This is a genomic window from Atopostipes suicloacalis DSM 15692, from assembly GCF_900129085.1.
GTDB lineage: Bacteria > Bacillota > Bacilli > Lactobacillales > Carnobacteriaceae_A > Atopostipes > Atopostipes suicloacalis.
In genome coordinates this window covers 1-15,753 of record NZ_FQUF01000019.1, presented here as the reverse complement: position 1 = coordinate 15,753, position 15,753 = coordinate 1, and the positions used below count along the sequence as shown (strand labels likewise).

At 34.9% G+C, this 15,753-nt stretch carries 15 protein-coding genes; 13 read left to right on the top strand and 2 right to left on the bottom strand.

The features are described from left to right. Positions 1–468 precede the first annotated feature (468 nt). The 9 genes from BUB96_RS06725 (at position 469) to mnmG (ending at position 9,688) form a co-directional block, all read left to right on the top strand. Positions 469–1,668 carry a cation:proton antiporter gene (locus tag BUB96_RS06725; RefSeq protein WP_073298105.1) on the top strand — a complete coding sequence of 400 codons (1,200 nt, stop codon included), beginning with the start codon at positions 469–471 and terminating at the stop codon, positions 1,666–1,668. A gap of 21 nt (positions 1,669–1,689) precedes the next feature. Continuing rightward, on the top strand, positions 1,690–2,043 hold the full coding sequence (locus tag BUB96_RS06720; protein WP_073298103.1) for a P-II family nitrogen regulator: 354 nt from the start codon (positions 1,690–1,692) through the stop codon (positions 2,041–2,043). 176 nt (positions 2,044–2,219) lie between these two features. After that, positions 2,220–2,360, top strand: a complete 141-nt coding sequence (gene rpmH / locus BUB96_RS06715) for a 50S ribosomal protein L34 (protein WP_073298101.1) — start codon at positions 2,220–2,222, stop codon at positions 2,358–2,360. Positions 2,361–2,485: 125 nt separating this feature from the next. Continuing rightward, positions 2,486–2,842, top strand: a complete 357-nt coding sequence (rnpA, locus tag BUB96_RS06710) for a ribonuclease P protein component (RefSeq protein WP_073298099.1) — start codon at positions 2,486–2,488, stop codon at positions 2,840–2,842. 70 nt (positions 2,843–2,912) lie between these two features. Continuing rightward, complete coding sequence (yidC, locus tag BUB96_RS06705; protein ID WP_234945817.1) at positions 2,913–3,767, top strand: membrane protein insertase YidC; 855 nt, start codon at positions 2,913–2,915, stop codon at positions 3,765–3,767. Between the two features lie 62 nt (positions 3,768–3,829). Next, positions 3,830–4,750 (top strand): RNA-binding cell elongation regulator Jag/EloR, encoded by a 921-nt coding sequence (gene jag / locus BUB96_RS06700; protein WP_073298096.1) that lies wholly within the window; start codon positions 3,830–3,832, stop codon positions 4,748–4,750. 146 nt (positions 4,751–4,896) lie between these two features. Then, positions 4,897–6,171: a bifunctional folylpolyglutamate synthase/dihydrofolate synthase gene (locus BUB96_RS06695; protein WP_073298094.1), complete on the top strand. Its 1,275-nt coding sequence runs from the start codon at positions 4,897–4,899 to the stop codon at positions 6,169–6,171. Positions 6,172–6,386: 215 nt separating this feature from the next. After that, entirely contained in the window at positions 6,387–7,775 is a 1,389-nt protein-coding gene (gene mnmE, locus BUB96_RS06690) for a tRNA uridine-5-carboxymethylaminomethyl(34) synthesis GTPase MnmE (protein WP_073298092.1), read from the top strand. 14 nt (positions 7,776–7,789) lie between these two features. Next, positions 7,790–9,688, top strand: a complete 1,899-nt coding sequence (mnmG, locus tag BUB96_RS06685) for a tRNA uridine-5-carboxymethylaminomethyl(34) synthesis enzyme MnmG (protein WP_073298089.1) — start codon at positions 7,790–7,792, stop codon at positions 9,686–9,688. A gap of 361 nt (positions 9,689–10,049) precedes the next feature. Here the strand turns inward: mnmG and BUB96_RS06680 are convergent, their stop codons facing one another. Then, a complete protein-coding gene (locus tag BUB96_RS06680) occupies positions 10,050–10,958 on the bottom strand; it encodes a nuclease-related domain-containing protein (protein WP_084136962.1) in 909 nt (302 codons plus the stop codon). Between the two features lie 311 nt (positions 10,959–11,269). Between BUB96_RS06680 and anmK the strand changes: the two genes are divergently transcribed. Further along, on the top strand, positions 11,270–12,406 hold the full coding sequence (gene anmK, locus BUB96_RS06675; protein ID WP_073298084.1) for an anhydro-N-acetylmuramic acid kinase AnmK: 1,137 nt from the start codon (positions 11,270–11,272) through the stop codon (positions 12,404–12,406). Here the strand turns inward: anmK and BUB96_RS06670 are convergent. Continuing rightward, on the bottom strand, positions 12,403–12,624 hold the full coding sequence (locus BUB96_RS06670) for a hypothetical protein (RefSeq protein WP_073298082.1): 222 nt from the start codon (positions 12,622–12,624) through the stop codon (positions 12,403–12,405). The genes anmK and BUB96_RS06670 overlap by 4 nt on opposite strands. Positions 12,625–12,796: 172 nt before the next feature. Between BUB96_RS06670 and BUB96_RS06665 the strand changes: the two genes are divergently transcribed. The 3 genes from BUB96_RS06665 to BUB96_RS06655 all read left to right on the top strand — a co-directional run. Beyond that, complete coding sequence (locus BUB96_RS06665) at positions 12,797–13,888, top strand: DUF871 domain-containing protein (protein WP_073298078.1); 1,092 nt, start codon at positions 12,797–12,799, stop codon at positions 13,886–13,888. A 25-nt stretch (positions 13,889–13,913) separates the two neighbouring features. Beyond that, positions 13,914–15,212 (top strand): PTS cellobiose transporter subunit IIC, encoded by a 1,299-nt coding sequence (gene celB, locus BUB96_RS06660; RefSeq protein WP_073298076.1) that lies wholly within the window; start codon positions 13,914–13,916, stop codon positions 15,210–15,212. A 194-nt stretch (positions 15,213–15,406) separates the two neighbouring features. Beyond that, positions 15,407–15,753, top strand: a 347-nt coding sequence (locus BUB96_RS06655) for a transposase (protein ID WP_200789064.1), incomplete at its 3' end; no start/stop codon positions are given.

Below are 15,753 nucleotides of genomic sequence, written 5' to 3'. Positions count from 1 at the left end.
TTGTTGAATCTCCTTCAAAATTCTAACTGTGGAAAATATAGGCTAAAATAGAATATTGATTATATAGTCTTGGGAGGGTTTATCAACAGATGTTATGAACATGTGGATAAGTTATATACAAAAGTGTGAATTATATAATATTGGGTAAAAAACATGTGGATAAGATAAAAAAAGAATTTATCAATAACAGGCAATGTGGATAAGTTTGAATAAAAAGTGTATACCTTTCATTAAATATTTAACGCTGGTAATTAAATTTTAGAGGATAAATGTATAAACCATAAAATAAGTAATAATCCGATAAATTGATCAATCACTATTCAATAAAGGAGATTAAAAAAACTAAAAATACAGTTATGGTAAGCTTAAGGGGAGTCTTTTTAAAAGAGGGAGGGTAATTAGTTATTGCTTTATTGGGTTTAGGAGTTAAGAAAGGTATAAAAAATAGAAAGGAAGGGATGACAAAAATTGGATTTGTTTTTTAATTTAAGTGTTATTATCTTGGTAGGTATTTTGGGAGGGCGGGTGGCAAAGAGATTTGCACTACCAAGTGTCTCAGGTTATATTGTTGCGGGTTTAATTTTAGGTCCATCTTTTATTCATTTAGTTAGTAGTCAAGAATTAGAATCTCTTAGCTTTATTACTGATATTGCTTTAGCAGCGATTGCTTTTACAATCGGAAGTGAATTTTTACTATCCGATATGAAGAAAGTAGGAAAGAGAGCTTTAATTCTGACTTTGACTGAAGTTTTTGGCGCATTTATTGTCGTGTTCGTTGCAATGTATTTGATCTTTAATCAGAGTTTTGAATTTAGCTTGATTATTGCAAGTATGTCAGCAGCAACAGCACCAGCAGGTATTGTTATGGTTATTCGTGAACTGAGAGCAAATGGACCGTTAGTGAAGACGATCTTACCAGTGGTTGCACTAGATGATGCTGTAGGCATTATGTTATTTGGCGTGGCTTTGTCTTTAGCTAAAATAACGTCAGGAGTAGCAGATTTTACGGTCTTACAAATAATAAGTGCACCATTGATTGAAATATTTGGTTCGTTATTGCTTGGATTGATATTAGGCATTGGACTGACTTACTTAGCGAAGAAGGTGAAAGGAAGAGATGAGCTATTAAAAATTTCTTTGGCCTTTATTTTAGCAGGAATTGGTGCTTCAAATTTCTTTAATTTATCACCATTACTAACTTCAATGATGATGGGAGCAACCTTAGTGAATCTTCATCAAAATTCTAAAAGGGTTTTTGGTACCCTGAATGAATTTACACCACCCATTAATCTCTTGTTCTTTACATTAGCTGGCATGAGTTTAGATTTAAAAGTTTTATCTTCTGTTAGCTTATTAGGAGTGGGTTATATTTTTGCTCGGGCATTGGGTAAAATTATGGGTGCAGGCATAGGAGCAAGATTAATTGGAGATAATGAAATTATTCAAAAATATTTAGGCTTGAGTTTATTAACTCAAGGTGGAATTTCCATTGGCTTATCTTCCATTGTTCGAAGTGAGTTACCACAATTTAGTGACTCGATTGTTACGGTGATATTATTTAGTGTATTAATCTTTGAAATTATAGGTCCAGTTCTTGCGAAAATTGCTATCACAAAAGCAGGCGAAGTGGATGGTATGTTAAAGAAAGAAGCTAAAATAACAACTTGATTCTGAAAGGATAGATAAAAAATGAATGTTTTGTTTATAGTCCTCAATAAAACTGAATATTTAGATGAAATATTAGATGCCTTTGTAGACATTGGTATTGGTGGGGCAACAATTATGGATAGTCAGGGAATGGGAAGTGCTATGACTGCTATCGAAAATACAGAGGAGCCTTTTTATGGTGTATTAAAAAGTATGCTCAATGATTCAAGGCCTTATAATAAGACTATTTTTACTGTGATTAAAGATGAAGAGTTGTTGGAAAAAGCGGTAAATATAGTAAAAGAAATTGTAGGCGATATTTATAAGCCTGGAGTCGGAATAATGTTTACTTTGCCTTTAGGGAATACTTATGGGATCTCTCGGAATGATGAATAGTCGTAACTAATGAGCCGTTTTTAGATGGAAATAACAAATCGAACGAAAAGTCAAAATTCTAGTTGACAAAAACAACATTTTTTCATAAAATAGGTTAGTCTGTTCGCATGGTAATGATATTATATTATATTTTAGTGAATAAATGATTGCTCAAAGAATTCAGGAGGTGTTTTTAAATGTCAGAAGGATTAACATATCAACCAAAAAAACGTAAAAGAAAAAAGGTTCACGGATTCCGTAAACGTATGAGTACTAAAAATGGACGTAGAGTTTTAAAAAACAGACGTCGTAAAGGTAGAAAGCGTCTGACTCATTAATTATGAAGAATACGTTTCATAAAAAACTAAGCGACAGGATCTCATTATGAATGAGTGAACGTCGCTTTTTTGTTTTTATAAGCAAGTGAAATTTCTCATAATTAAAAAAGAAGGGAAGTCAAAAGATGAAAAAAGCTTATAGAGTAAAGTCGGAGAAAGACTTTCAAAAAGTTTTTAATCAGGGTCAATCTAAAGCCAACCGTCAGTTTGTAGTCTATAAACTTCCTAAAGAAGGACAAAATCATTTTCGTGTAGGAATTTCTGTAGGTAAAAAGATCGGAAATGCCGTTACTCGGAATCAAGTGAAAAGAAGAATACGTCATGCCTTAATGGAATTGGATAAAGAAAAACAATTTAATCAAGACCTTGATTTTATAATTATTGCCAGAAAACCAGTCAGTCAAATGGATTACTGGGAAATAAAAAAGAGTCTTGTACACGTTTTGTCTCTATCGCATGTTATCTTAAGTGAACTTTCATAAAAGATGCATATTTACGAATCCATTTAATGTATACTATAGTAGATTGAATATATTTTAGGAGAGAAGAATAGTGAAAGACTTTTATAAGAAGAATAAACGAATGCTCCTCACACTTACGCTTGTAAGTTTTGTTGTATTTTTAAGTGCGTGTGGAGCTTCTACAGAGCCTATTGGCCCGGATAGCAGTGGTTTCTGGGATGGAGTTATTATTTATAATCTATCTCAATTTATTTTATGGCTTTCAGATTTATTTGGTGGAAGTTATGGACTAGCCGTTATTGTCTTTACAGCATTAGGACAAATTATATTGCTACCTCTAACGAATTATCAGCAAAAAAGTATGGAAAAAACTCAAGAGATTCAACCTCAACTTGAAGAGTTACGAGAGAAATATTCATCGAAAGATGAAGAAACTCAAGCAAAATTACAAGAAGAGACAAAGAAATTACAAGATGAAGCTGGTGTGAACCCATTAATGGGTTGTCTACCAATGTTAATTCAAATGCCAATCTTTATTTCCTTGTATCAAACGGTTGTCCGTACTCCAGTATTAGCAACAGGACATTTCTTGTGGTTAGAGTTAGGTAAAGCTGACCCGTATTACATTTTGCCTGTTTTAGCAGCGATATTTACATTAGCTAACAGTTTACTTATGTCTTATGGAAATCCAGCAACCAAAACAAATGCTATGTCATTTATAATGCCTGCAATGATTTTCTTTATTACGTTTAGAGTTTCTAGTTCATTGTCATTATATTTTGCAACATCAAATGCAACACGAGCTATAATTACTTTGATTTTCAACAATCCTTTTGTTAAACGTAGAAAGCTTAAAGAAAAAGAAGAAATGGAAAAAGAAGCAGAACGTCGTAGAAAAAGAGCAATTAATAAAGCCAGAAAAACCGGTCGAAGTGTAAGAAAATAATTTTTTGTTATAATGATGTCAGACAACAATAAAATGATTAAGATCTAAAGGAGGGTAGACTCGTGAAGGAAAAATATATTGCACAAGCAGCAACACAAGAAGAAGCTATTATTAAAGGACTTAATGCATTAAGCATTACTAGAGACGAAGCGAAAATTACTGTAGAAGAACCTGGTAAAAAAGGTTTTTTAGGAATTGGTCAGAAAGATGCCGTTGTGATTGTTGAGAGAAGAGAAAAAATAAATCTTGTCGATGAACTATTCAATGATGAATTTGAAATAGAGCGCGAACAACCATCCACACTAAAAGAAGCTAAAAAAGAAGAGAAAAAAGAGAAAGTCACTCAAACAGCTAAAAAACAAGAAGTAAAAAATGAAAAAGAAGCTAAAGCAGAAGAAGCTAAAATGAGTGTTGAGGAACTCGCTGAAGGCCGTGATCCTGCTGAAGTGGAGCTTGTTGAAAAAAATCAAGAAGCCGCTCAAACTGAAAGTAAAGTAGACAAGGAAGAACAAATCCAAAGAGATGATCAAGAAGCTATCGATAATGTTCGTCAATACTTAAAGGATATTATCGTGCAAATGAATATCTCAGATGTTGAAGTTTACACGAGCCGAGTTAAAGACAATGTGAAGTATGATGTTGAAACAGAAAACGCTGGTTTAGTGATAGGCCGTCATGGAAAAGTATTAAATGGCTTGCAAACATTGGCTCAAAACCATATGCACCAGCTCGCACATAGTAAAATTAACGTTCGTGTAGATGTAGAAAAATATCGTGAACGTCGCCGAAATACGGTAGAAGCATTGGCTGAACGAACAGCGGAAAAAGTGATTAAAACCAACCGCCGCGTCAAGCTAGATCCGATGCCAGCACATGAACGTAAACAAATTCATCATTATTTAAATGAAAATCCAAAAGTTAAGACCCATTCTGAAGGCCGTGAGCCCAAACGTTACTTAGTGGTTGAACCAGAAAACCAATAATATTTAAAGTGATATATTATAAATAAAAAATACTCCTGAGTATGAAACATTTTTTATTAAATGTTATTCTTATTTAGGAGTATTTTTAAACTGTAAAAAAAATGTTAAAACGAAATGCGTATTCATTTCAATAGGAGGATGATCAGATGAACATGGAAAAAGTAATTAGTTATATTAATACAAACCGTGGAAATGGACAGAAAGAAAGTTTAGAACGCCTTTTTCAATTACTAAGTCGTTTGGATCATCCACAAAAAAATCTATCTTTTATTCATATTACTGGAACAAACGGGAAAGGCTCAACGGCTGCTTTTTTTCAATCCATTTTACGTGAAGCGGGCTTGAATGTTGGCCTTTTTACCTCACCACATTTAGAAGTGGTGAATGAGCGCATTCGACTAAATAATGACTATATAGCGGAAGCCGATCTTATTCGTATTATGGAAAAAATAGAGCCCGTAATTTTAGAGCTTGAGGCAGAATTAAATGAAAAATTTTATGCTTTTGAATTGTTAACGACGGTTGCTTTTTTATATTTTCAGGAAAAATGCCCAGATGTCATTATTTTAGAGGCAGGTATTGGGGGACGTTTAGATTCGACAAATGTCATTGAAACCCCAGATGTTGCGGTGATAACTTCAATCGGGATTGATCACGTGAAAATCTTAGGAAATTCAAGAGAAGTCATCATGCTAGAAAAAGTACAAATTTTAAAAGAGAATGGACATTTAGTAGTAGGACCCGTTGAAGAAAACCTGAAGAAAATCGCATTAAATTGGGCAGAACAAATAAACGGAAAATTAACTTTCTTAGATACTGACAACATTGAAATACTCTCTAGTACTAAGGATCAACAAACTTTCAATTATAAAACATGGCAAAACGTTCAGTTATCGTTCTTAGGCTTGCATCAAATCGAAAATGCCAGTGTGGTACTTGAGGCTTGCGAAATTTTAAAAGACAAAGGCTATCCATTAACCAACGAAGTCATTTACCGAGGGCTAAAAAAAGCGACTTGGGCTGGACGATTTGAAAAAGTATCCGATAAACCTTTATTTTATATTGACGGTGCCCATAACATGGCAAGCGTGAACCGATTAGTCGAAACGTTAGAAAAATTGTTTCCAAACAAAAAATTTTATTTTGTAGTAGGCATGATGCGCGACAAAAATTACGAAACCATGATTGAGAAAGTTCTCCCCTTAGCGAAAGAATTCTTAGTCATTTCACCAGATCCTTATCGAGGCTTTAACGCTTCCCGCGTCGCAAATGACTTAAAAAGCAAAGGATACAAAGCACGTGCCTTTTTTGAAGTGGCAGAAGTGTTGACCTATATTAAAGAAGAAATACCAAAAGAAGAGATTGTGATACAGTTTGGGTCTTTATATTTGGTAGGCGATATTAAGAAAGTTCTTGATTAAAATTATAAAAAATATGAGCTTAACTCTTGTAATCTGTATTCGTATTGTATAGAATAGTATCCGCAAATGAAAACAGAATAAATATTACTTAAAAAGTAGTGAAAGTACTTTTTACCTTTGAAGCACCTGCGATCTTTGTAGGGAAGTCTTTTTTAAAGGTAAATCAAGTGCTTTTTTTATTGGTTAAAATAATTTGAAACAAAGGAGTAGTGAAGATGGCGATAGAATTTGACACAATTGCAGCTATTTCAACTCCACCAGGAGAAGGTGGGATTGGAATTGTTCGTTTGAGTGGGGACGAGGCATTAGAGATTGCTGAAAAGGTTTATAAACTTGGGAATAAACGGCTTTCTGATCAGCCTTCTCATACCATTCATTATGGAAATATTTATCATCCAAAAACAAATGAAAAAATTGATGAAGTGATGGTTACGATTATGCGTGGCCCAAAGACGTACACACGTGAAGATATTATAGAAATTAATACACATGGTGGTGTACATGTCACCAATAAAGTGCTTCAAACTGTATTAGGAGCGGGTGCTCGCTTAGCTGAACCAGGCGAATTTACAAAACGTGCTTTCTTAAATGGACGAATTGATTTGTCACAAGCGGAAGCAGTAATGGATGTGATTCGCGCGAAGACGGATAAAGCGATGCATAATGCGATTTCACAATTGGATGGAAATTTATCACAATTAATTAAAAATTTACGACAAGAAATTTTAGAAACACTCGCTCAAGTCGAAGTAAATATTGACTATCCAGAATACGATGATGTGGAGGAAATGACTTCACAATTATTGTTAGAAAAAGCAGGAGAAGTTAAAAATCATGTGGAGCGAATATTAGAAACAGCGCAACAAGGAAAAATTTTACGTGATGGCTTAGCTACCGCAATTATTGGACGTCCTAATGTTGGAAAATCAAGTTTGCTGAACATGTTTGTTCGTTCAGATAAAGCGATTGTTACCGATATTGCAGGAACTACTAGAGATGTCATTGAAGAATTTGTGAATGTAAAAGGCGTTCCTTTACGATTAATTGATACGGCGGGGATTCGCGAGACGGAAGATGAAGTTGAACGTATCGGAGTTATAAGAAGTAAAAAAGAAATTGAACAAGCAGAGTTAGTCTTATTGATTTTTGACCAAAGCCAAGAATTAACGGATGAAGATTTTGAACTATTAGAACTAACTGAAAATAAAGAACGCTTAATTATTTTAAATAAAATGGATTTAATTCAAAAATTAGATGTCGATAAGTTACTCGAAAAAGTTGATCCAAACTCCGTTATTTCAGTCTCAATTACTGAAAATACGGGAATTAACGAAGTAGAAAATGCGATTGTTGATTTGTTCTTTGAAGGAAAAACGGGAGAAAAAGATGCGACTTATATTTCAAATATTCGCCACATCTCATTGCTTGAACAATCCATCCAATCCTTGGAAGAAGTCATTGAAGGTATCGAGTTAGGCATGCCTGTTGACTTAGTTCAAATCGACTTAACTAGAGCTTGGGATTTACTAGGTGAAGTAACAGGAGATTCTATTCAAGATGAATTGATTACACAATTATTTAGTCAATTCTGCCTTGGAAAATAACATAGGAGGTTATTATGCAAAAATATGAAGCTGGAAACTATGATGTTGTTGTTGTAGGTGGTGGACACGCAGGCGTTGAAGCTGCATTGGCAGCCGCACGTATGGGACAAAAGACATTATTAGCTACGATTAGTTTAGATAAGATTGCCTTTATGCCATGTAATCCTTCTATAGGAGGACCTGCAAAAGGAATTGTGGTTCGAGAAATTGATGCGCTCGGTGGAGAAATGGGTCGAAACATTGATAAAACCTATATTCAAATGCGTCTATTAAATACCGCAAAAGGTCCTGCTGTTCGGGCATTACGCGCACAAGCAGACAAACATTTATATTCTTTGGAAATGAAAAAGACACTAGAACACACAGAAAATCTTGATTTAAAACAAGGAATTATTGAAGAATTACTCATTGAAGATGATAAAATTGAAGGAGTCGTTTCTAACACTGGAGCAATTTACCGAGCAAAATCGGTTGTTCTAACTACTGGAACTTCAGCTCGTGGTCAAATTATTATTGGTGAATTAAAATATTCATCGGGCCCAGAAAATACGTTACCTTCGATTAAACTACAAGAAAACTTAGAAGAACATGGTTTTGAATTGAATCGTTTTAAAACAGGGACTCCTCCAAGAATTCATAAAGATTCTATTGATTATTCTTATACAGAAGAACAACCTGGAGACCCAGAACCTCATCATTTTAGTTATGAATCAAAAGATGAAGATTATATGCCTATTGAAGATCAATATTCATGCTGGCTAACGTATACAAATGAAGGTACTCATGAAACGATCTTAAGTAACATTGATCGTGCACCAATGTTTACAGGAATTATTGATGGAGTAGGCGCTCGTTATTGTCCATCAATTGAAGATAAAGTCGTGCGTTTCGCCGATAAAAATCGTCATCAAATTTTCTTAGAACCAGAAAGTGCCGATACCGATGAGATCTACGTTCAAGGTCTAAACACCTCACTTCCTGAAGATGTACAAGTCGATATGCTACGATCCGTAAAAGGCTTAGAAAATGCACAAATGATGCGTACTGGGTATGCCATAGAATACGATGTCATTTTACCGCATCAATTACGACCAAGTCTTGAAACGAAAATGGTTGAAGGACTTTTCACAGCGGGTCAAACGAATGGAACTTCCGGTTACGAAGAAGCTGCTGGGCAAGGATTGCTTGCGGGAATAAATGCTGCCTTGAGAAACCAAGGAAAAGAACCATTTATTATGAAACGTAATGAAAGTTATATTGGCGTGATGGTTGATGATTTAGTAACCAAAGGAACAGCAGAACCATACCGCTTATTGACTTCTCGTGCCGAATATCGTTTGTTATTACGTCATGATAATGCAGATTTCCGTTTAACTGATTACGGTTATGATTTTGGCTTAATTTCTGAAGAACGCTATGCTGCTTTTACAGAAAAGAGAGAACAAACGGAAGCTGAACTAGCCCGTCTAAAAACGGTTCGAATTAAACCAAGCCAAGTCGTTGAGTATTTGGAAGAAAAAGAAGAACCACAATTAAAAGACGGAATTTTAGCTTATGACTTCATGCGTCGTCCTTATGTTTCTTATGATGATGTGGCTGCGATTTATCCGCCAGAAGAAGAAGTTTCTAAAGCGGTCAAAGAACAAGTTGAAATCCATATTAAATACGAAGGCTATATCAACAAAGCTCAACGCAAAGTAGACAAAGTAAAACGTATGGAAAACAAAAAGATTCCAGAAAATATTGACTATAAATTAATTGGAAGTCTAGCGACAGAGGCCGTTGATCGCTTAACTAAAATTCAACCTGAAACCATTGCGCAAGCCAGCCGTATCAGTGGAGTCACTCCTTCTGATATTGCTATCTTAAGTGTGTATGTAGAACAAGGATCTTATGAAACGGTTGAAAATTAAATAAGAAAATAGAGTAGAATGTGAAATGACGAGTTGACTGAAAAGTTGACTCGTTTTTTTAATTTTTAGTGAGATTTCGAAATAAGTAGCTTTCTATCCTCAGGAGTGAGCGCAAAAATAAGTCCAACTCCTTAGGGTAACGGCTCTATCCTCACAAGTGAGCCTAAAAATAGGTCCGACTTGTAAGGGTAACAGCTCTATCCTCACAAGTGAGCGTGAAAATGAGCTCGACTTGTAAGGATAACGGCTCTATCCTCACAAGTGAGCGTGAAAATGAGCCCGACTTGTAAGGGTAACGGCTCTATCCTCACAAGTGAGTGCAAAATTAAGCCCGACTTGTAAGGATAACCTTTTAAAAAAGTCAGTTTTTGTAATAAGTCATTGGTCCATTAGAATACTTAGTCATTTTTTGACTTAGTACTCTTCTAATTCTAGGTTTCGTATATTTGCCTCCGCACCATTCGAAAATCGTCTGCACACTTACTGGAATTTCTGGAAAAAGCACTTGAAATTCCAATACACTTCGATAAATCGCGTCGGCTATTTTTTCTATATGTCCGCATGTAGTACAAATACGTTTTTCCCTTGTATCGGTGTGTTTAAAGGAAAAACAATTAGGACATAAAATCCCCTTTTTCAAATAATTAAAACCATAAGAAGGTAAATTATCGGGACGATAATTTCCATTATGCTGATTAGCCAGTGCTTGCGCTAGCTTTTTATCTTGAGCATTCACAGACTGATTTGCGTTCGTTAAGGTCTTAAAATGACGCTCGAGCTGACCTACAAAAAGAATGGCGCTTGTTGCTGGAAGATTGTAAATATAAAAATCCGAATTTATGAATACAACGTAAGCCTTTACTTTATAAGAATAATCATTATTTAAAAGCCAATTGTTTAAATAAGCTTTTTTCCGATTGACTTGATCGATTGGATTTTGCAGACTATAGCCATTCTTCGAAAAAAGAGAGCCATTTTCATAACAATACTCTCCGGTATAATTTTTGACTTCATAAATAATCAGCTGCTTATTCAAAATGAGGATAGAATCCATTTGATAGTGCGTATCCTTGCTACTTAAAAATAAGTCATTTACGACAAAGCCGGTTTGTTGCGAGTGATTGATCAACTGATCAAATAGCTGCTCGCCCTGAAAGCCTTTCATTTGATTCTGGTATCTTCTTTTATCTTCAACCGGCAACCCTATTCTGTAATTCAAAGATTCTAAGACAAGATGAGTTATGGATTTTGTGCGTGGTTTTATTAACATGATTTCTCTCCTTTGTTTTATCTCCTATTATTAATATTTGCAAAAAAACGCTATTTTCTTTTATTTATTTAAAAATAATTAAAAAAGTTATATAAAATTTTATTTTAGTTTTAATTGAATATCATAGAAATAATATTTATAATTAAGACAAGTTCTGCAAGAATACGAGAAGAGAGTTATGATTAAGGAGAAAAGCTTTATATTTTTAGAAGAGGAACTTATGTTAAATGACATGGTTTTTACGATTACGACCACGTCTACATAATATAATTAGACAACATTTCAATCACTAAAATAGAAAGGAAATTAAAATGACTTATGCAATAGGAATTATGTCAGGGACTTCTTTAGATGGTGTAGATGCAGCATTGGTAAATATTACGGGTGTTAATGAAGAAACAGAAGTTGAATTAATCGCCTTTGAAACCCTTGAAATTCCAGAAAAAATTGATCAACAAATTCGCGAGTCCTTTTCCATCGAATCTTCAAACTCTGCCTTAATTAGTTCTTTAAATGTTAAACTTGGAGAGCTCTTTGCAGATGCGGCTATAAAAGTGAGTAAAGCAGCAAAAATTAATTTAAAAGATGTTGATTTCATTGCTTCCCACGGTCAAACAATTTATCATATCCCTGAAGAAACAGAAAAATATAGCTCTTCAACTCTACAAATAGGAGAAGCAGCCGTTATCGCAGAAAAGACAGGGTGTACAGTAGTTTCAAATTTCCGACCTAGAGATATGACGGTTGGCGGGCAGGGAGCTCCGATTGTGCCATACTCAGAATATATTTTATACCGACATCATGAACGTACCCGCTTGCTTCAAAATATCGGCGGCATCGGAAACGTTACGGTCATCCCCCCGAACGCTTCGCTAAATGACTTAGTCGCCTTTGATACAGGGCCTGGAAATATGATCATTAATGAGTTGAGTCAGCATTTTTATAATGAACCATACGATAAAAATGGAGAACATGCTAAACAAGGGCAAGTGAATGAAAAAGTATTAGAAGACTGGATGAACCATCCATTTATTTTAAGGGAGCCACCAAAAACAACCGGTCGAGAAGAATTTGGCCTGCAATTTGTGCAAGAATATTTAAATAAATATAAACTACCAGCAGAAGATTGGCTAGCTACAGCTACAATGTTTACTGCTAGATCCATTGCGAAAAGTGTCGATAAGTATACCACCGAAAAAACAGATTTAATTATCGGAGGCGGCGGAAGTTACAATCCAACTTTAGTCCAAATGATTAAAGAAGTTTTACCTGAAATTTCTGTTATTCGTCAAGAAGACTTAGGCCTCTCATCAGATGCCAAAGAAGCCGTGGCAATGGTTATTTTAGGAAATCAAACCTTACATCGCCAACCAAGTAATGTTCCATCCGCAACAGGTGCATCAAAGCCTGTGATCTTAGGAAGTGTCACATTTGGTGAGCAGAATTAATCATCAGTTTTTGAATTTTTGTCTCGTTGATAAAGCATTTGAATCCCTTTCATGAGGAGAATCAATAAAAGACCGCCTAAAACGAAATAAAAATAGAATCTTTTTTCGCCATATTTTAAAGCTAACTGACCTTGCTGGGTGCTGATAATTGTCGAGTACAAAATAATAATTAAAACGGAGAGATTATTTTTAATATAGGAAACCATTTTATTTATCATCTATACACCTCCAAAAAATATTTTCGTAAATAGTATACGTGTATCCTATGCTGAACGCAATATTTCAATATTTTCATAAGGTAGGGAAAAGACATAAATTGTATCGAAATCGTTTTCGTTATATACTAAATATGTTGAAAGAATATTTCATAACAAAAGAAAGGTGATTTAAGTGAAAAAATTAGGTGTTTCAATTTATCCTTCAAAATCTAATGTAGATGAGGATAAAAAGTACTTAGAATTAGCTAGCGAATTTGGCTTTAAACGTATTTTTACTAGTTTACTTGAAATCGATGGCGACCGTGATGAGGTCGTTGACAAATATCGAGAAATCATCGAATACGGAAACTCATTAGGCATGCAAACAACGCTTGATATTAATCCACGACTGTTTGATCAGCTCGGTGTTAGTTATGAAGATTTGAAATTTTTTGCTGATATTGGTGCAGATTCTATACGTTTAGATCTTGGATTTGGTGGCTCAGAAGAAGCTTTAATGACTAAAAATGATTATGATCTAAAAATTGAAGTAAATATGAGTAGTGGCACAAAATACATTGATAATGTCATGAGTTACCAACCAAAGCGTGAAAATTTAATCGCGTCACATAACTTTTATCCAATGAAATATTCAGGCTTATCTCGCGAACATTTTGAAAAAACAACGGCACAATTTAATGCTTATAATCTAAATACAGCAGCATTTATCACTTCTCAAGTAGGAGAATTAGGACCATGGCCGGTTCAAACAGGTTTATGTTCCTTAGAAGAACATCGCCATTTACCGATTGAAGTACAAGTTACTCATTATAAAATGCTTGGCACAATTGATGATTTAATTATTGGAAATGGTTATGCATCCGAAGAAGAGCTGAGAAAAGCAGCAGAAGCTTTCTTCAGTCCACATATTTTATTACCTGTTGAATTAGCAGATAATATTACAGATTTAGAAAAGAAAGTCATTTTAGATGAATTGCATGTTTACCGTGGAGACCGCTCTGCTTATCTATTGCGCTCAACGATGACACGAGTTAAATATCGTGAAGAAGATTTCCCTGTTCATACAACAGGTCCAGTTGAAAAAGGATCTATAGTGCTTGGCAACAATAATTTTGGTCAGTATAAAGGTGAAACACAAGTTATTCTACTTCCAATTGAAGATGATGGTACTCGCAACATCGTAGGTACAATCACAGATGATGCGATTGAATTATTAAGCGATTTAAAACCTTGGTCTTCATTTAAATTTATTGAAGTAGAATAAAGATGTAGGAGAGGAACGATCAAATATGTTTGAAAAAATAGAACTATATGCAGGTAAGTTAGCGTCACAACGCCATTTAGTTGCTTTACGTAACGGTATCGTTTTAGGAATGCCTTTGATTATTATTGGTTCTTTATTCTTAATTTTAGGAAATTTACCTTCTGAAGCTTATATGGACTGGATTGCAGACGTAGGAATTGCGCCTTACTTTAGTAAAATTACAAATGGTTCATTTGGTTTGATGGGGTTAATTGCAGTATTTGGAATCGCAAATAGTTTAACGAGATACTATGGAAAAGATGGTATTTCAGCTGGTGTTATTGCTCTTTCAGCTTTTGTGATTGTAACACCTGACTTAGCAACAGACGCTGGAACGGGTATTGGTTACACGTATGTTGGAAGTGCTGGATTATTTATTGCTATTGTTGTTGGGTTAATTACGGCTGAAATATTTAGTTTCGCTGTTGAAAAAGACTGGACAATAAAAATGCCAGAAGGTGTTCCACCAGCAGTGTCACGTTCGTTCTCGGCTTTAATTCCAGGATTTTTAGTTATTTTATTATTTGGTGTTTTATATGCAATTATAGATATGACAGGAGTCGCGGATGGAAACATCCACGTATTAGTAACAGAAACGATTGGACGTCCATTTACCGCAGTGGGTTCTTCTCTATGGGGCTCATTGTTAATGATATTCTTAAATTCATTCTTCTGGTTCTTAGGAATTCACGGACAAAACATTATTGGACCGATTATGAACCCGATTTGGCTACAAAATACGGATCAAAACCGTTTAGCTTTAGAAGCGGGTGAAGCCTTACCAAATATTATTACGAATGAATTTATGACGATCTTCGTTTGGATTGGTGGTGGAGGATCAACACTAGGTTTAGCAATCGTACTAGCCTTTTTCACAAAGAGTGAACGAGCAAAAGCCTTAGGTGCATTAACACTGCCTTCAGGAATTTTTAATATTAATGAACCACTTATTTTTGGTTTACCAATTGTTTTAAACTTTAAATTATTAATTCCTTTTATTGCAGCTCCGATTGTTATGGCAATTATTTCTTACTTTGCGATGACAACAGGCCTAGTAGCAAGCCCAGCCGGTATTGTTGTGCCTTGGACCATGCCGCCTATAATTAGTGGGTATCTAGCTTCTGGCGGGGCCATAAGTGCAGCTCTGCTACAAGTAGTCACTTTGTTGACGAGTGTGGTTATTTACTATCCATTTATGCGTAGTTTAGATAAAGAATATTTAGTAGCAGAAGAACAAGAAGCTGCAACAGAAAGAGAAGCAGCAGAACTAGCAGCAGAAAAATAAATTGAAAGTTAGACACCTTTAACTGACTGAAATAAGAGACCTGAATAATTCATAGTTTTTCTAAAAATGTTAATGAATGTTGTAATTATAATACTTATAGTAAATTGCTTCATCACCCATTAGGTGATGAAAAAAGAACCCCTTTCTGATATGGTTAATTCACGACAAACAACCAATAGAAAGGAGTTCTCTCAATGGTTACTTTACAAGAAACTGCAGCAAAATTCAATAATCATTTACATGTCTCTCATACAGGTGGTCGTTTATCGAGTGATTCTGGTTTGACGTTGGTCAACGAATTTATAGATGCTTTTCATTTTACAGAGCTTTCTAAAAAAATCGTTTCGTTTAATGAAGACCGTCGTTACTGGATACACGATAACCATAAGATTTTGAAACAAATACTTTTTCAGATCATCGCTGGTTATAAAGCTGATTTATCAGCAGATATCTTACAGCATGATCCGGTATTACAGACTCTGTCAACGGACGGTGTGTGGGCTTCACAACCTTCAATCTCTCGTTTTTTTGATCGAATGAC